Below are 17378 nucleotides of genomic sequence, written 5' to 3' on the forward strand. Positions count from 1 at the left end.
TACCTCCTATTATCAAGCATTTATTTTACCCATCTTGATAAATTTATCGAAGCATTCAAATCCCTATCGTGATGGCTATTGCATGGAACACAACGCCACTCACGTATTTTTAAACTCCACTGTCCTTCTGGTTGAACGGAATGGTCGTATTTCACACCGCAACATGAGCAAATCTTGCTTGAGGCGAACCATTTATCAGCTTTTACATACGCAATGCCATACTTCTCGCACTTGTATGATAAACATTGAAAGAAGAAGTTTAATTTTTGAAATAAAAATGCTTTCGATAGTTTTTTGTTTTTTAACAGGTTTGAGATAGATAAGTCTTCCACAACAATCCTCATTGGTTTGGTTTTCACCAATTTAGCTGTTGCTTGATGGATATGGTTATTTCGGATATTCTTAATTTTCCTAGATAACCGCAGGTGCTCAGCTTTCGCTTTTTCATATCCGGCAGATTGAGTTTTTACACCTTTTTTAAATCTCCTAGACATATCTCTTTGCGCTGACTTTTTCCTTTTCAAAAGTTTTTTAACCTTGGCATCTTTGTTTATATTTCGTTCTTTCGTACCATTAGAAGCTACAAACAGCTCTTTTAAACCAACATCCACACCAATCGACTCATTCGTTAGTTCTTGTGATTCAAAGGATTCTTGGAATCCTACACTAATCCACCAGTGACGACCATCAAAGGTAACTCTTGGATTTGATGGTTTTTTGTTTCTTGGTAGTTGTTGGCTTGTTTTCACTTCTCCAATAGACTGAATATGAACTACTTTCTTTCCTATAATCAGCCTTTCATAATTGGCATAAAATCCTTGGATTAAATCTTTTTTTGATTTATAAGAAGTGTGATACCCATTTTTGTACTTTTTGAACGAATGTTTTCTCGCCTTATCAAAATCTTTTGAAGCCTGTTTGGGAACTTGTGCGTTGATGTCATGTAACCACTCATATCTCTTTCGCTTCTTGATCTTTGTAAATCGTTTCTGTAAAGCTAACTGTGAAACAGATTTTCCAAATAGCTTATAGTATCTATCACTCATTCTTTTACAATAGTTATAAGCGAATCTTGCAGCACCGGCATGGTTTCTAAGCACTTGTTCTTGTTCAGGGGTTGGAATCAGTCTAACTTTCTTCGCCAATATCATTAGAATGTAACTCCTTTAATGAAAGATTTGTTCTTCTGAATAGTAGCGTGTTCCACCAGCATTCTCCTGAGAGCACTCGGATGCAAACCTGTTAATTCTGATACTTGACTAACTCGTGAAAATTTCATTATTATTCTTACCTCATTGAAACCACCATAGCACATACGTTCTATATATTCAATGAGGTTTGATAGATTTAATTAAATGTATCTCGTTCAACTAAGGGCGCAATTCCTTAGCCAGTTCTCTTATGAACTTCTCCTGTTTTCACATGAGCGCAGACTATATGTTTATCTCTTTAGAGATAGAGGATTTTTCCACCACCATAGGCTTGTGATGTACTCTCGTCAGTTATACGAGATAGTCGTTGAACGTTCATCTTATCCATTTTGACTTAGATGATTCGAGGCGGAAGACCCATTGTTCTAATGTTTAGGATTTAACCTTACATCATCTGATTGATTTTTTCTGCTTTCGCAACATTCACGCTCACCATTTCTAGCCACGTTGTAGTTCAATCAGCTTTAGGGATTGCCCGCAGTTAACCCTCACTACTAGCCAATCACTTGACTAGCAGGGCTTACTGATATATTTAATTAACTTTAGTTATAATTGGTTAAATAAATCGTAACAGTTAGTTACCCTTGCCACTCTTTCATCTTCTCTTCCAGTTTCTTCATCTCTTGCAGTGACACGTTAATCTCTGGTTTACGCCCACTCGGTTTAAAACGCTGATCCATTTCTTTTTCTAGCTTTTTATCGAGTTGCAATAACGCATCGCTTCCGACCGCACTTGCCGAAAATAAATAATTGCCGATATCCGCTTCGCCAAGCTGATGAATGTTTTGAAGACCGTGCATATCAAAAGAAAAGACCGATTCAAATAAGCTTTCATTCATCCCGGTTAATATATCGTGTAAAATCTCTTCGCCGCCCGTTTTCCCGTCTTCAAAATAAATGGTCACCTCGCCAGCGGCCGTCTTTGGCAATCGTTCAATTTTCAAACGGCCGTATTTCTCTGTTTGTACAGTAATTGCTCCACCATACTTGCCGCCTTCTTTCGGCTCATAACGGCGCTGTCCTCTCGTCGGAAAGCCGAACAAAATACTTTTCATAAACGAGCGAATTGTCGATTTTCCCGCTTCATTTTCACCGTATAACACCGTCAGCGTTGAAAGATCCATTTCCACATTTTCTAATTTTCCGTACCCATAAATATAGAGTTTTTCCATTCTCATTTTTTATCCCTCTCTTGCTGGAATAATTGTTCTAAAATAATATTTTCCGCTTCCTTCTGAATCTCTTTCTTCTCTTCCTCTGTAAAAGATTCAATACTATTACGTGCTACAGGAGATGTCCAAATGGTGCGCAATACTCCGTCCATATTTGTGAAAGCTTCTAACTCCTTTAGCACACTACCGACGAAATGATTTTCTTCTTTCAAACGCTCAATTTCTGCAAACGAAACCGTCTCATTTTTCCACTTCATCGCATATACGAAATCTTTTCGTTCTTCGCCAGATGCTAATATATGAAAAATCTCTTCTACGCGTTTTTCATCACGTAAATAAGGAGAAAGTGGCCCTTGTCCTGTAAATACAACAGTTAGTAACGTACCTTCCTCTTCTCTCCGGCACTCATTCATCATAGTTGATGCTGCCGTCATAAGGTCATCAACAGTTTCAAGTCCATCAATATTGACTTCGATTTCATCCCATACAACATCTGCCGTATGGAAAAAGGAACATTGCGTTCCTTGTTTCGTAAGTTCAATCAGGTACGCACCCTTCTCGCCCATTTCCTTACGATGACGCCCTTGTATATTCCCTGGATAAATAATGCACGGCTCTTCTGATAAAATTTCACGTTTATGTATATGGCCAAGAGCCCAATAATCAAACTGTTTTTCTTTCAACTCACGAATTTGAAACGGTGCATAGCGATTATGCTCTGCATCTCCTTCCACACTTCCGTGAAGCATACCAATATGAAAAGGCGCATCACTCATTTTCGTATACTGCGCTGTCATATTATCCGTTACCGCTTGTTGCAAATAACTAAAACCGTAAATAGAAGCTAACAACTCACCATTTTTATAAAATGATTTCTCTTCTACGTAAGGCTCCGTAAACACATGAACATTTTCCGGAAACTCAATTGCTGCCCAGCTTCCCCCTAAATGATCGTGGTTACCGTGAATAATAAAAACAGGGATATCGTACTGCGACAGTCTCTTCATTTGTTCGCGCACAAACACTTGCGCCCTCAAACTTCTCGTCTCCGCATCATACAAATCCCCGGCTAGCAATACGAAATCAACGCGCTCTTGAATCGCTTTATCAACAATACGTTCGAATGATTCAAACGTACTTTGTTTCATTCTCTCCCAAACAGACTGCGGTACATTCATCTCCATCCCTTTAAACGGACTATCCAAATGCAAATCAGCCGCATGTATAAACTTCACTTGTTTCACAAATAACGATCCTTTCTTTTTCCGTACTTTACTACGAATAGTAAATCTAGTGTCCATAAAACTTCCCCTTTATCCCGTATTAACGGGCAGTAGACAAAGAAGCTAATCTGAGGGTTAACTGCCCATAAATACCCGATTGGTGAAGGCTAATAATCTTCGGGGATGAAAAGACTCCCCGAAGATTAAAGTTTCACTTTATTTTACCACGCAATGTCATATATTTCTTTGCATATTCTAGTGATTTATGCCAAAATAGTTATAAGATTCTGATTTTTATTATTGGAGGGAATTTTCATGGGAGTATACGTTCTAACAGTCTTTGAAAAAGATGGTTCTAAAGCATTAGACGAATCATTCGAGGCGGCAACTGAAAAAGAAGCGAAAGCAAAAGGTGAATCTATTTTAAAAGAAAAAGGATTGTATGAAAAAACACATCGCTGCACATCTACTGCAGGTAAGCTCGTTTTATTCCAGCGCTAAAAAAAGAAGCGTCATCCGCTTCTTTTTCACTCTACTATATCTTCGTCACACCACGTAAACACCACATCTAGAATGCGATTACCGATACGTACGCGTTTATTCCATTTTCCTGTTTGGATCTGATGTTGCAATTCTGCTTTCATCTTTTCCGTCCAGTCGTGAATCGTTTCACTACCGTCGTACGGATATACGCTTGGAAACTCTTTCTGCAGTAGATGCAAGCTCTCTGCATCAAAATGAAAATGGAAGAAGTAGTTTGCTGTAAGCGATGGTTCTTGCAATCGTAAAAAATGATCATCAATTTGCTTTCTATTTCGATAGAAAGTAAAGATATTCACTTTACCGCTCGTAATTTGATCAATTTGAATTTCGTGCTTCTCTATAATCACGTCTTGCCCACCTCGTTATATACTATCCTTAGTATATATGTCTTTTGCAACAAAGTTAACCATTTTCGCGCGAAATTCATTTCCTTCATTATTATCCTGTACCTCCATATGCAATCAGAACAGATAAAGTGAAACTTTAATCATTGGGGAATCTTTTCATCCCAAATGATTATTAGTTGAACCAATCGGGCATTTACGGGCAGTTGATCTCCCACCTAACTGCTTTGCTTCATAGCCCAATTTCAAGGTGGGAGTCTTACTGCCCGTTAATGCGGGGTAAAAACAAAGTTGAAGGGGAGCGATCACATGTATTTCGGAAGCAAAGGTTGGTATGTAAAAGAACTTAAAAAATTAGGTATCCGTACTTATGAAGGTAAAAAACTAGAATCGTATCGTACGCATGTGTTATCTAGTTTACTTGAGAGAATGAAGAAAGCTTCGGCTTAATAAAAAATAGAAGAAGCTACTTTTCAAGTAGCTTCTTGCTTTTGAAAAATTTACTATCTTTCGTACCAATCATAGCCTAAATGAATAACATTCGCCTTCATATAAGACAATGAATTCTCCTCAAGAAACGTCTCATAGTCCACAAAATTATCCATTCCAAACCTTTCATTCCGAAACCACGTTGCGTCACATTCATCACAAACATATACAACTTTATTTATATCTTTAATTTCTGCTTTATAAACGAGACCATTTCCATCACACCTTGGACAAACAACTTTTCCTTTAAATAGCTTCATTTAGAATACCTCCATCACAAACTTTTAAAGCTTTAACTATATAATAGAATTAATAATTTTTCTTTTTAAGCCATATGTTTTATTTTGTAATTATTTTTTATTTTTTTCTTTTATCTCCTCTACTTCATTTTTTATATCCTCAGATACAGCCACTTCTATATTCCCTTTATATTTCTTGTATTCTTGGAGTAACATATTTGCATTTTGGTTAAATGTCACCAGAGTCCCACTAGGTGATTCTGTTTGTTCCTTTAAAGATGTAATAGTGCCGTACATCTTTTTGTATTCATCATAAAGTTCTTTGTACTTATTTGGATTTTCTTTTGCAGCTTCAGACACTGTTTTTAATTGATCTTCCATATCGCTATATATTACAGAAGATTGAGCCACCATTGAATTTAGAGATTTTCTCTTAGCATGAATAGCTACGTTAAAGTCTCGGCGATCATCAATAGCTTTAGACCAAACCTCGGAATATTGCGGTAAAACAAAAGTAGCAACAAACCCCATTAGTTCAATATTATAATAAAATTCCGCTGCCGCTTGAACATATCTAGCTTCACGTTCCTTTTTTTCTTTTGCTTCTTTAGCATTTTCCTGTAATACGTTCATACTCACAAGAGCTATGATAATTACAATAACCCCTAAAATTCCCCAGATTATCTTTTTATTCATGCTGAATCCCCCATTTATGTATAATCTTTAAATTATATTTGTAAAAACAAAATAAAAGCACTCTTTCGGGTGCCTTTAACTTTAGTTTTTGTTTGGCTAGTTCTTCGTGCTTATTCCCTTTTTTAAATTTCTATTCCCTATATATTTAACGAAGTAAATAACCAAGCTGAAAATGCTATAATAAACCCAATCAAACTAAGGGGGATCATTTATCTTGCACGGAAAACACATTCAATTTCACAAGTTCGGCAACCCAAAAGATGTATTACAAGTGGAATATAAAAATATAGAACCATTAAAAGAGAATGAAGTTCTCGTTCGTATGTTAGTTAGACCAATTAATCCATCTGACTTAATTCCAATCACGGGAGCGTACGCACATAGAATTCCGTTACCTAACATACCTGGTTATGAAGGTGTTGGTATTGTAGAAGATATAGGTGCGGGCGTTACGAGAGACCTTATCGGTAAACGTGTTTTACCGTTACGCGGAGAAGGTACTTGGCAAGAGTATGTGAAGACGTCAGCTGATTTTGTAGTCCCTATTCCGGAATCCATTGACGATTTCACAGCGGCACAAATGTATATTAATCCACTTACGGCTTGGGTTACTTGTACAGAAACGTTAAACTTACAGAGTAATGACGTTTTATTAGTGAATGCTTGCGGATCCGCTATTGGTCATCTATTTGCACAGTTATCACAAATTTTAAACTTCCGATTAATTGCTGTTACAAGAAATAATAAGCATACAGAAGAGTTACTGCGCCTTGGTGCCGAGTATGTAATTGATACTTCCACCGCCCCGCTTTATGAAACCGTTATGGAATTAACAAACGGGATTGGTGCAAATGCTGCAATTGATTCTATCGGGGGACCGGATGGAAATGAATTAGCTTTCTCCTTACGTCCAAACGGGCACTTTTTAACGATTGGTCTTCTATCAGGTGTACAAGTTAACTGGGCAGAAATTGTCACGAAAGCAAAAGTGCACGCGAACATATTTCATTTACGACATTGGAATAAAGAAGTGTCACCATATAAATGGCAAGAAACGTTCCGTCATTTAATTCACTTAGTAGAAAATAAGCAATTACGTTTTATGAAAGTACATTCTACATATGACTTAGCAGATGTGAAAACAGCGGTTGATATTGTGCAGTCTGCTAAAAAAACGAAAGGGAAAGTGTTTTTGACGAGTTATTGAATACAATTGAAGGAGTCTTTTTGATTGGCCTTTTAAATAGACTAGATAGTACGTTTAGAAACTTCTAATTGTAAATATCTAGTATAATTATGTTAAAAGGTGAAAGGAGACTCTAACATGTGGTTACTTACGGCAATTTGGCCTATTATACTAGTCGGGGGAATTGTAGTATTTGTAATAAAAAGATTGGAACATAAATATAAGCACGGCAAATTGGGTAAGAAAAAATCAAAAGAGGCTCAACTGTTATTAGACAGTTTAATACCTATAGGAATGCTTGTTGGCTGTATAATCGGTTTGATTTTCGGCATGTTTTTCCCGGATTTCTCACTATTTTCCATTAGTTTAGGATCCGGAATCGGCTATTTATTTGGTTTTTTTGCCTATGAATTTTATAGCAAGACAGGAAACAACTTCTCATAATCCAAAAAGAATAAGCAGAACAGTACATAGTAGTCATATACAATATGTACTGTTCTTTATTTTTGTATCAACACTATCACCTTACCTTTCGCCTACTATACACCTTTTTTATTGATTTTCCTCTCCTTCCCCTTTTGCATATCCGCTTTTTTATTTTCATTAGATCGATATCCAAAGTAAAGTAATGCACATGTAATAACGGAACCTACAATGTATCCTAAAAAGCACCCTAACCAAAACATATTGTAACCGCCTCCAATTCTTTATAAATTTTATGTAATATAACTCTTTACATGCTCCATTGTTTATTTCTATCAACCATACACTCTCTAAAATTATTCATACCAATAATTCTCTCCTTACCCCAAATAACAATTTTATTATTTGTCATAAAGTTAACACCTTCGTTAAATACATAATTTCTATATTATTACTTTTACCTTCAGAAATGACATACTACATTTGAAATAAGCGAGTTAGTACGTCGGCCCTTCTCTATTTTAACTTTAGTCATGAACAAAAGAAAAATAAAAAACCCCCTCAAAGCATAAACTTCAAGGGGTGAGCCTGTTTTTTATTTACTTATATACGTACAGCTGTACCACTTACAGCAACCATTAACATTCCATCACGAACAACTTCATAATCTACGTCAACGCCAACGATAGCGTTCGCACCTTTTTGTTTTGCAAGTTCTTTCATTTCATCCATTGCGATATCACGAGCTTCTTTTAGCTTACTTTCGTAAGAACCAGCACGACCACCGACAACATCACGAACAGAAGCGAATAAATCGCGGACAATATTTGCACCCATAATAGCTTCACCATTTACAATATCGATATACTCAATAATTTCTTTACCTTGAATTCCAGACGTTGTTGTTACAATCATGACTGACACTCTCCTAATAAGTTGTAGTTTGAATAAGCTTTCTTATGTCTTTATTATGACATGGAACAAGCAACGAATCTATTGAATTACCTTACAGGAATGTGACAGTTTTGTAAGAATAAAATGCCTATTATGTTTAATAAAGTGCTTTAACATTAGGATATATAAACGATTCCCTATTTTCTTTCCAGTCGCGTTCTACTTCTTTAAAAGTTGGTCGTCCTAATTCTTCATTGTTTTCATGTTTACGAAACCATTTCTTCACATACTGATCTCCATTTTTATTTTGAACTGTACAAAGGAAACTATTACTACTATCTTTTAATATTTTTACAATCACGAATAGACACCTCTTTCCTTTTAAAATAACGTAATAGAACTTGATCTTTTACTATAAGCCCTTCCTCTCTTATAGTCATACGACTCCTCGGTCGCGCCAAAGTTGTAAGACCAAAAAACGATATTTACTTTGTTTACATTTTATTTAAAGAAATCAGAGTTATAAGCATGATGCTTATCAAATATTTTATAGATTTCTAACTTATCATCTAATTTTGCATCTACTAAAATTAATATATTTCCATCGTAAATATATTCTTCATACTTTTTAGCATGTTCTTCAGGGATTCCTAAGCCGATAAATGCCCCTATTAAACTTCCAGCTCCTCCGCCAATACCGGCCCCTCCAATAGCTGCTGCGATAGGTCCTGCTGCTACAATTGGGCCCAGTCCAGATACGGCAAGTACACCAAGACCTGTTAATAAACCACCGAGTCCACCTGCTACTCCTCCTGCTACAAGCCCTGTTGCTGAAAAGATATCCGCTTTATGCGCAGTTTCATGATTCACTTTTTCACCTGATTTTTCTTCCAGATGTTCAATTTCCTTTTGATCTTTCGCAATAGCTGAAATGTTATCTGCCGGGTATCCTTTTTCCTTTAATTCATTAATAACGAGTGCCGCATCATCAATTTTTTGAAAAACACCTACTATTTTTCTATCCATATTCATAACTATTAACCTCCTAAAGTTTTATATAATGCTTCTTTATTACTCTTCGTTTTTATATACACTAATTTTTTTATTCACATAACCATTTACGAAAAACGCTAACAATAAAAGAATTACAAGAGAACTACTTAACAAGTAAATGAAATCAAATGTAATATCCGTTATCATTTTATCCATATGTAACAGTCTCCTTTTTATTTAAAGTAAAAGTATAAAACCTTACAATTCATCTTCGGTCAATCTCTTTGTAGTATATGTATACCCTCCGTAACTCTTTCTAAACGTAAAAAACTATAATTATATTTTTTTTATTTATATGTTTAACATTTTTTAAAACGGGTATGTTTATATTGTTATGCTTATTATATGGAAAGGAATATTACGATGAATGCCATTCACTCTACTACTATTCTTTATAATGAAACACCTACAATAACGCAGATTCATCATTTTTATGCTGTAATGACAACATTTCAAACGAATGTATTTATAAGTAAACATGGAACACTTACTTCTATTAAAAACTTAAGCACATTAGTATCCTTTTTCCTTACTGTCAAAAAGAAAGAACTTGTATTATTTATCTTTGAAGGAATAGATGCAAAAAAAGCTTTAAGAACACTCTTTCCTTCTTAAAAGTTTTGTTATCCCCCTATTCCCTCAGTCGTTACTTTTCATATATCGTTTTATACTTCAAAATGATTTCCTCTATTCCAAACGAGCCCCCTAATACAATAGGGGGATTTCTAGTTTGGCCCTATGAAAACTGATATAATATATATTACGTTTTTCATTCTTTAAAATAGAAAACTTTTAATAACCTTGAAGGTAGGAATTTTTAATGAAATCGGAAGCAAAATTTAGTATTCGCTACAAAATTATGGCTGGTTATTTAGTTATTATTTTGTTTTTACTTATTTCTTTCATTATGCTAAACAATGAGATTTCTAATTTACAAAAATCTCGTAATTTTATTATTGATCACGATTTTAAAGTTCTTAATTTAACGAATCAAGTGGAAAAAGAATTGCTAACAATTGAAAATAAAGCGAAAAGCTTTATCACTTCTAATGATGCAAATTATGTTCAATCCCTTAACGCTACGGAAAAGGATTACGAAAAACATTATCATGATCTTTTTGCTCTATTAGAGGATAACCCCTCTCAGCAAGAAAAATTAAGACAGATTAACGAAAACATTACTAGTTGGATAAATAAAGAGATTCACCCACTAATTACAAGCAATACTAGTAATAACATACAAGCAATCGACACAACTCAAATTCAGTCATTACAGTCGCAGCTAACTGACTTCCGTAGTGTAGAGGAGCAATTAACGAAAAAAAGAGCTGCACAATTAGATACTGAAAATAATAAATTAGAGATTTGGTTATACAGTTTATTGTTCTTACTTTCTTGTATTTCTATTATCGTTTCACTCTATATTTCGAATTCCATTACAAAAACGATTAAACATGTAATTCAAGCTATTAAATCCATTTCTTCTAAAGAAAAAATTACGGAAAGAATTCATGTAAACACCCATGACGAAATAAAAGATCTTGCTCATACAACGAACCACCTACTAGACGAAATATCAAAAAGAGAGTGGTTGCAAACTGAGCTTGCAGAATTAATTTTAATGTATCAAGGTGTATCTTCTATTGAAATGTTAGGTAACAAAATTTTGAGTGGAATTATACAAAAAACGCAAACTTCTTGCGGTGCATTTTATGTACGTGAAGAAGTTGAAGAAGCTGTCTACTATGTGAAAAAAGCTTCTTTCGCCGATCAGGGTGTTGATATTGGAAAACAATCCATTAAAATGGGTGAAGGTTTCATTGGACAGTCTGCTTTAGAAAAGAAAAGTTTTATTATTAGGGACATACCCGAAGAGTTTCGTTACGTTACTACTGGATTATTAGAAATACGTCCTAAAAATATACTAGTCATCCCTGTCTTATTTGAAGATGAAGTAATTGCAGTAATGGAGTTAGTAAGTGTAACTGAGATCTCAGACTTACATCAAGATTTCATTCAACAAACTGTTGATAATCTAGGTTTAACAATCCATAGTATTATGGGACGTATGCGAATTCAAACTCTTTTACATGAATCACAAGCAATGACGGAAGAGTTGCAAGTTCAATCAGAAGAATTGCAAACGCAAGCGGAAGAACTCCAAATGCAAGCCGAAGAATTACGAACAACGAATGAACAATTAGAAACTAGAACTGAAGAAGCTGAACAAAAGACAGCTGACTTACAAATCACTAAATTAGAATTAGAAGAAAAAGCAAGCGAGTTGTTACGTAGCTCAAAATACAAATCAGAATTCCTAGCAAATATGTCACATGAATTACGCACACCGTTAAATAGTATTTTACTATTATCTGAAATGTTAAGAGAAAATCATGATAATCATTTATCCGATGATGAAATTGAATTAGCAACCGTTATTCATTCATCAGGAAAAGATTTGCTTACTTTAATTAATGACATACTTGATTTATCTAAAGTAGAAGCTGGAAAACTAGACGTCATTTTCGAAGCAACGAACATAAGTGATATGGCAGCAAGTATGCAGCAAAACTTCTTACATATCGCTGCACAAAAAAATGTAGAATTTACTGTTGAAGACAGTGACACCATTCCTGATCTGTTTTATACAGATGCAAAACGGATTGAACAAATTATTAAAAATTTATTATCCAATGCATTTAAATTCACGGAAACAGGATCCGTTTCTTTACATTTCGATTCAATAGAAACAACTAATTTAAGTCATGATATGCAGTCTATCAGTAATGATTGGATGACAATTTCGGTAAAAGATACTGGTATTGGTATCGCTAAAGAGCAGCATCAACTTATTTTCGAAGCCTTTCAACAGGCAGATGGTGCAACAATTCGAAAGTATGGTGGTACAGGCTTAGGTTTATCTATTTGTAAAGAGTTTGCTAGATTGTTAGGTGGTTGGATTACGTTAGATAGTCATGTAGGAGAAGGCAGTACTTTTACAGTATATATTCCTAACCTTCCAAATGGATTACATGATATACAGTTATCCAATTTAGAAGTCGCAGCAACGGTAGATGAAGTTATTCCTGCTGAAGTTGTTGAGGAGACTATCGTGATTCCAGAAACTAATAACGTCTTCCAAGAGAAAACTATTTTAATTGTCGATGATGATCATCGAAATATATTTGCATTACAAAATGCATTAAAAAAACAACATGCCAATATCATTACTGCACAAAACGGCCTAGAGTGTTTAGAAATACTAAAAAACAATACAAATATCGACCTTATTTTAATGGATATTATGATGCCAAATATGGACGGTTATGAAACGATGGAACATATCCGAATGAATTTAGGGTTACATGAAATACCTATTATCGCATTAACTGCTAAAGCAATGCCAAATGATAAGGAAAAATGTTTATCTGCTGGCGCTTCAGATTATATAAGTAAACCATTAAATTTACATCAACTCTATTCGGTAATGAGTGTATGGTTAATAAAATAAGTGAGGTTTTGTTTCAGTGGAAAATAAGTATTATAATTTTGATCCATCAGTAGATACGGATAAGCGCACGAACTTAGAAATTGACTTACTATTAGAAGCGGTATTTAAACTATCAGGATTTGATTTTCGCCAATATGCTCGCACATCTATTTATAGACGGATTTGTAATCGAATGCAGCTCTCTCATATCCCTACCATTTCAAAATTAATTGAAAAAGTAATTCATGAGGAAGGGGTTTTAGAACAGTTATTAAATGATTTCTCGATCAATGTAACTGAGATGTTCCGCAACCCTATCTTTTTTAAGGCGCTAAGAGAGCATGTTATTCCTGAATTAAGAAAGCATCCTGAAATTAGAATTTGGCATGCTGGATGTGCAACTGGGGAAGAAGTATTATCAATGTCCATCTTACTTCACGAAGAAGGATTAAGTGAAAAAGCTGTTATTTACGCAACAGATATGAATACAAATGTATTAGAAAAAGCAAAACAAGGTATTCTTCCATTAAATAAAATGCAAACTTATACGAAAAACTATTTACAAGCTGGCGGTACACAAGCATTTTCTAACTATTATTCAACGGATAGTCGCTTTGCTTATTTTAATCCGTCACTGTTACAAAACATTATTTTTGCACAGCATAATTTAGTAACTGATCAATCTTTTAACGAATTTCACATTATACTTTGCCGTAACGTTTTAATTTACTTTACGAGTAAACTTCAAAACCAAGTACAGCAACTCTTTTATGAAAGTTTAAGTCACAATGGATTCCTATGTTTAGGAAATAAAGAAACTCTTCGTTTTTCAAATATAATGCCGCATTATATCCAATTTAATCCGAACGAACAAATCTATCAAAAAATACAATAAAAGCGTATGAAATCCTCTGTTTGGATTTCATACGCTTTTTATTTCGCATTCGTTTGTATCATAATGAGACACATATCATCTGACTGTGCTTTCTTCTGTTCTTCCTTGTAAAACCCTTCTATCTCTTCTTCTAACTCTCCCCATTTTCTTTCTGTAAAAGTACGTAATTTCTCTTCAGCCTCAAATTCATCATTTGCAATTGCTTCAAGAACACCATCTGTAAACAATACGATTTGAGCGTTCTTCTCAAAAGGTATAACGGTCTTTTTAACTTTTATTTCATCAAAAAATCCTACCGCACAACTCCCGCGATTTAGTTCTACTACATTGGTTTCATCAACTAAAACGTATCCAGAAGGATGTCCTGCATTTACATATTCAATCGTTCTATTTTCTGTATTAACAACTAAGTATATCGCTGTAAAATAATATGGAATATTGTCATTCTCATTATGTAAAAGAGTCATATATTTATTTAAGTCTTTCATAACGAGTTCTGGATCGATTAAACATTTAATCGTTTCACGTAATACAGACGAAATAAACATGCAAACTAATGAAGCAGATACACCATGTCCCATCACATCTAGTAATATAATACCGTAGCGGTTTTCATCGATTTTATACCAATAATACATATCTCCTGCTAGTTTGAATGAAGGTAAGTAACTTGCTTCAATTTTTATATGTTCTTCTCTTAATGGGCAACTTAATAAGTTTCTTTGTACTTGTGTAGCTAAATCTAGTTCGTTCCGAAGATTTTCTTCCTGTTCTTTATGCCAATTTAATTCCGATTTCAAGCGTAATGCTACACGCATACGCGCTAACAATTCAACTTTATTTATAGGTTTCGTAATATAATCCATTGCCCCTATATCAAGCGCTTCGGCCAATTTATTCGCATCTTCTAAAGCTGTTACAAAAATAATAGGAATATCTTTAAACTTCTCTTCTTTTTGTAATCGCCTACAAACTTCAAGTCCATCAATTTCAGGCATCATAATATCTAATAGGATTAAATCTATTTCATTATGCCTGGAAGAATCTTTTCCAAACTGTATGTATTCGAAAAGCTCTTGTGCAGAATGCAGCGATACAAGATCCTGATATCCGGCTTGTTTCAAAATTTTTTCAATTACAAAGATGTTCACCGGATTATCATCTACAATTAAAATGGACACAAGTTATTTCCCCTTTTCTTATTTAAAATGTAAATCGATTATCATTTTCTATTTTTCTAGTATTACATACTCAGTTATAAAATGAAAATTTCCTACTCAAACACATTTATACAGCAAAAGAACAAACCCCCAGAGATGAGAGTTTGTTCTTTCACTCTATAAATTATTTCCACTTTTAATTTAGCACCATTGCTTTGTCATTTAAAAGACGATCCAATTCTTCCATATGATTTGTTTCATCTGCAATCATATCTTCTAACTTTACAACTAACTCTGTCATATTTAATTTTGTTGCCTGTTCTTTTCGCTTTTCATAACGCTTAATTGTTTCATATTCTGACTTCCTAGCTTCTTCTAACATTTCTCTCACATCTTCTACTTGTTTCACTCGTAAAGGGATTGTAGTAGGTGTACCACCTAACGTCTTAATTTTCTCCGCTAAATATAGGGCATGTCCTTGTTCATCACTAATTTCAGATTCAAAGAAAGGTTTTAACACTTGTCTATATATACCAGAAACTGTAGCTGCATTATGGTTATACATAATAATTGCTGCGTATTCTCCTGCTAAATCTTCATTCAATCCTTCGATTAGTTCTTTCACATCGTGTGACATTTACTATCTCCTCCTATACTTAATAACTACCCCTTTTCTCATGTTTTAAACATAATTCTTTAAAATTTTTATGTATCTAAAAATGCTGCCTGCTTCAATTTACTTATCGCTTGTCTTTTAATACGAGAAACGTGCATTTGTGAAATACCTAACCGTTCCCCTGTATCCTTTTGATTTAAATTTTCTCCAAATATATAATGAATAACACTCTTTTCCGTATCATTTAATACGTTAAAAATATCCTTTAAAACGAGACGCCTTTCTGTCTCTTCATATCCTTGCTCTACTTCACCTACAGATTCAATTCTCGCTACCGAACTTCCATCAGATGAATTTTCGACTACATCATCTAAGGAAGATACTCGATAATTATTTTTCGCATCCATAATTTCTAGCACTTCCTCTTCGGATAGTCCTAAATGATCTGCAATCTCTATAATCTTCGGTGAACGTTGCAGGTGATCTGTTAACTCCTCTATCGCAAGTTTAATTTTCCCGCCTAAATCTTTAATTCGCCTTGGAACGTGAATGCCCCAAGTTTTATCACGTAAAAACTTCTTTATTTCCCCTACTATCGTTGGTATTGCAAACGGCTCAAAAGCATTCCCTATCGAATAATCATACCTTCTTATTGCTCCTAAGAGCCCTAACATGCCTACTTGTATAATATCCTCGTGCATCGGCCCACCTTTTGAATAACGATATGAAATGGAATATACGAGATTTTTATAGTGCTCAACTAACCTTTCCTGTGCTTCATCACATTGGTTTTGTTGAAATTCTGCAATGAGTTTAATAACATCTTCTTTAGAAAGAGTTGTAGGTTGAGATTGGATTTCCATCATTCTCCACCTGCTCTCTTTGTATATATTTTGTCATTAAAACTGTCATGCCCTCATCATGCATAATTTGTATATCATCCATTAACGTATTGATTAAATATAAACCTAAACCATTTTCCGGCAAATGTTCTACCGGCTTATTAATATCATACGGACCAACTTTCCTTTTTAAGTTATTAAAATCAAAGCTAACCCCATTATCCGCAACCATAATTTCTAATCGATCTTCATATAGCCCAAAGACAATTGCAATTTCTCCAACGTCTTCTTTATATGCATGTTGTACAATATTTGTACATGCTTCACTAATAGCAATTTTCATATCTTCTATATCGTCATAAGCAAAGCCCATTCGATTCGCAACACCAGCCATTGTTAAACGAATAATAGCCACATATTCTGCCTTTGCAGGAATTTTCATTTCTATCTTTTCAAATCTCTCCATCATCCCTAGTCACCTTCTTTCTACTTTTTCAAAATCGGAATTCAAATTTAATATTTCTGTTAACCCTGTAATATCAAATAATCTTTTTAACCTTTTAGATACACCAATAAACTCTAGTTTTCCATCATTTTTCTTAACTGCTTTTAATAGCGCTATAAAAACACCTAAGCCTGTACTATCCATATAATCTACCTTATGAAAATCTACTACAATATGAACCTCTTTTTCGCTTGCAATAGGCATGATCTTATTTTTCAAATCTGATGCTGTATATGCATCAATTTCACCATTAAGTTGTACCGTATAACCTACATCATTTTGCAAAATATGTATTCCCAAATTCATCATTTCCGCCCCCTTATCTCAAACTACTACTACTATGTTAATTACCCATAAAAATTAGTTTTAAACATATTTTTTTATTTTTATTATAAAT

Annotated in this window: 22 protein-coding genes and 1 pseudogene; 7 read left to right on the forward strand and 16 right to left on the reverse strand. The window is 34.3% G+C overall.

Going from position 1 to position 17378, the window contains the following annotated elements:
- Positions 1 to 20: 20 nt before the first annotated feature.
- The 3 genes and pseudogenes from AC0NJG_RS18585 to AC0NJG_RS18595 form a co-directional block, all read right to left on the reverse strand.
- Entirely contained in the window at positions 21 to 1151 is a 1131-nt protein-coding gene (locus AC0NJG_RS18585) for an RNA-guided endonuclease InsQ/TnpB family protein (protein ID WP_474063277.1), read from the reverse strand.
- Between the two features lie 641 nt (positions 1152 to 1792).
- Positions 1793 to 2389: pseudogene (locus AC0NJG_RS18590) on the reverse strand (AAA family ATPase); the annotation flags it as partial.
- The gene (locus tag AC0NJG_RS18595; RefSeq protein WP_140168616.1) at positions 2386 to 3627 is read right to left on the reverse strand and encodes a metallophosphoesterase family protein; all 1242 of its coding nucleotides are present in this window, start codon (positions 3625 to 3627) and stop codon (positions 2386 to 2388) included. The gene AC0NJG_RS18595 and the pseudogene AC0NJG_RS18590, both read right to left, overlap by 4 nt.
- A gap of 294 nt (positions 3628 to 3921) precedes the next feature.
- Here AC0NJG_RS18595 and AC0NJG_RS18600 point away from each other — a divergent pair, with 294 nt between their 5' ends.
- The gene (locus tag AC0NJG_RS18600) at positions 3922 to 4107 is read left to right on the forward strand and encodes a YhzD family protein (protein WP_000539548.1); all 186 of its coding nucleotides are present in this window, start codon (positions 3922 to 3924) and stop codon (positions 4105 to 4107) included.
- A gap of 26 nt (positions 4108 to 4133) precedes the next feature.
- Here AC0NJG_RS18600 and AC0NJG_RS18605 read toward each other — a convergent pair whose 3' ends face one another.
- Positions 4134 to 4496, reverse strand: coding sequence for a hypothetical protein (locus tag AC0NJG_RS18605; protein ID WP_000582785.1), 363 nt, complete (start codon positions 4494 to 4496; stop codon positions 4134 to 4136).
- Positions 4497 to 4802: 306 nt separating this feature from the next.
- On the opposite strand from AC0NJG_RS18605, the gene AC0NJG_RS18610 reads away from it, so the two are divergent.
- Entirely contained in the window at positions 4803 to 4943 is a 141-nt protein-coding gene (locus AC0NJG_RS18610) for a YflJ family protein (RefSeq protein WP_000273536.1), read from the forward strand.
- 53 nt (positions 4944 to 4996) lie between these two features.
- Here AC0NJG_RS18610 and AC0NJG_RS18615 read toward each other — a convergent pair whose 3' ends face one another.
- Positions 4997 to 5242: a 3'-5' exonuclease gene (locus AC0NJG_RS18615; RefSeq protein WP_474063278.1), complete on the reverse strand. Its 246-nt coding sequence runs from the start codon at positions 5240 to 5242 to the stop codon at positions 4997 to 4999.
- Between the two features lie 90 nt (positions 5243 to 5332).
- On the reverse strand, positions 5333 to 5917 hold the full coding sequence (locus tag AC0NJG_RS18620) for a hypothetical protein (protein ID WP_087995441.1): 585 nt from the start codon (positions 5915 to 5917) through the stop codon (positions 5333 to 5335).
- A gap of 214 nt (positions 5918 to 6131) precedes the next feature.
- Between AC0NJG_RS18620 and AC0NJG_RS18625 the strand changes: the two genes are divergently transcribed.
- Together AC0NJG_RS18625 and AC0NJG_RS18630 are read left to right on the forward strand one after the other, a co-directional pair.
- Positions 6132 to 7124, forward strand: coding sequence for a zinc-dependent alcohol dehydrogenase family protein (locus AC0NJG_RS18625; RefSeq protein ID WP_142940634.1), 993 nt, complete (start codon positions 6132 to 6134; stop codon positions 7122 to 7124).
- A gap of 117 nt (positions 7125 to 7241) precedes the next feature.
- Positions 7242 to 7547, forward strand: a complete 306-nt coding sequence (locus AC0NJG_RS18630; protein WP_087951563.1) for a hypothetical protein — start codon at positions 7242 to 7244, stop codon at positions 7545 to 7547.
- Between the two features lie 95 nt (positions 7548 to 7642).
- Here the strand turns inward: AC0NJG_RS18630 and AC0NJG_RS18635 are convergent, their stop codons facing one another.
- The 5 genes from AC0NJG_RS18635 to AC0NJG_RS18655 form a co-directional block, all read right to left on the reverse strand.
- On the reverse strand, positions 7643 to 7789 hold the full coding sequence (locus tag AC0NJG_RS18635; protein ID WP_176364517.1) for a hypothetical protein: 147 nt from the start codon (positions 7787 to 7789) through the stop codon (positions 7643 to 7645).
- Between the two features lie 340 nt (positions 7790 to 8129).
- Entirely contained in the window at positions 8130 to 8441 is a 312-nt protein-coding gene (locus AC0NJG_RS18640) for a YbjQ family protein (protein WP_000637511.1), read from the reverse strand.
- A 136-nt stretch (positions 8442 to 8577) separates the two neighbouring features.
- Complete coding sequence (locus AC0NJG_RS18645; protein WP_001970570.1) at positions 8578 to 8781, reverse strand: DUF4028 family protein; 204 nt, start codon at positions 8779 to 8781, stop codon at positions 8578 to 8580.
- Positions 8782 to 8921: 140 nt separating this feature from the next.
- On the reverse strand, positions 8922 to 9452 hold the full coding sequence (locus AC0NJG_RS18650; protein WP_143880892.1) for a general stress protein: 531 nt from the start codon (positions 9450 to 9452) through the stop codon (positions 8922 to 8924).
- 39 nt (positions 9453 to 9491) lie between these two features.
- On the reverse strand, positions 9492 to 9629 hold the full coding sequence (locus tag AC0NJG_RS18655) for a hypothetical protein (RefSeq protein WP_000359813.1): 138 nt from the start codon (positions 9627 to 9629) through the stop codon (positions 9492 to 9494).
- Between the two features lie 207 nt (positions 9630 to 9836).
- Here AC0NJG_RS18655 and AC0NJG_RS18660 point away from each other — a divergent pair, with 207 nt between their 5' ends.
- From AC0NJG_RS18660 to AC0NJG_RS18670, 3 genes are all read left to right on the forward strand, one after another.
- On the forward strand, positions 9837 to 10088 hold the full coding sequence (locus tag AC0NJG_RS18660) for a hypothetical protein (RefSeq protein ID WP_140168617.1): 252 nt from the start codon (positions 9837 to 9839) through the stop codon (positions 10086 to 10088).
- A 205-nt stretch (positions 10089 to 10293) separates the two neighbouring features.
- Positions 10294 to 12984, forward strand: coding sequence for a response regulator (locus AC0NJG_RS18665; protein WP_088327700.1), 2691 nt, complete (start codon positions 10294 to 10296; stop codon positions 12982 to 12984).
- Positions 12985 to 13000: 16 nt separating this feature from the next.
- The gene (locus tag AC0NJG_RS18670) at positions 13001 to 13858 is read left to right on the forward strand and encodes a CheR family methyltransferase (RefSeq protein WP_087951559.1); all 858 of its coding nucleotides are present in this window, start codon (positions 13001 to 13003) and stop codon (positions 13856 to 13858) included.
- A gap of 38 nt (positions 13859 to 13896) precedes the next feature.
- Here AC0NJG_RS18670 and AC0NJG_RS18675 read toward each other — a convergent pair whose 3' ends face one another.
- The 5 genes from AC0NJG_RS18675 to rsbV all read right to left on the reverse strand — a co-directional run bounded on the left by AC0NJG_RS18675 (position 13897) and on the right by rsbV (position 17290).
- Complete coding sequence (locus tag AC0NJG_RS18675; protein ID WP_474063279.1) at positions 13897 to 15039, reverse strand: SpoIIE family protein phosphatase; 1143 nt, start codon at positions 15037 to 15039, stop codon at positions 13897 to 13899.
- A gap of 175 nt (positions 15040 to 15214) precedes the next feature.
- A complete protein-coding gene (locus tag AC0NJG_RS18680) occupies positions 15215 to 15655 on the reverse strand; it encodes a ferritin-like domain-containing protein (RefSeq protein ID WP_474063280.1) in 441 nt (146 codons plus the stop codon).
- A gap of 68 nt (positions 15656 to 15723) precedes the next feature.
- Positions 15724 to 16500 carry an RNA polymerase sigma factor SigB gene (sigB, locus tag AC0NJG_RS18685; protein WP_087951557.1) on the reverse strand — a complete coding sequence of 259 codons (777 nt, stop codon included), beginning with the start codon at positions 16498 to 16500 and terminating at the stop codon, positions 15724 to 15726.
- Positions 16463 to 16945, reverse strand: coding sequence for an anti-sigma B factor RsbW (gene rsbW / locus AC0NJG_RS18690; protein ID WP_087951556.1), 483 nt, complete (start codon positions 16943 to 16945; stop codon positions 16463 to 16465). The genes sigB and rsbW overlap by 38 nt, the downstream gene beginning before the upstream one ends.
- A 6-nt stretch (positions 16946 to 16951) precedes the next feature.
- The gene (gene rsbV / locus AC0NJG_RS18695) at positions 16952 to 17290 is read right to left on the reverse strand and encodes an anti sigma b factor antagonist RsbV (RefSeq protein ID WP_308902190.1); all 339 of its coding nucleotides are present in this window, start codon (positions 17288 to 17290) and stop codon (positions 16952 to 16954) included.
- Positions 17291 to 17378: the final 88 nt, after the last annotated feature.

The organism is Bacillus sp. SSR7 (genome assembly GCF_055902415.1).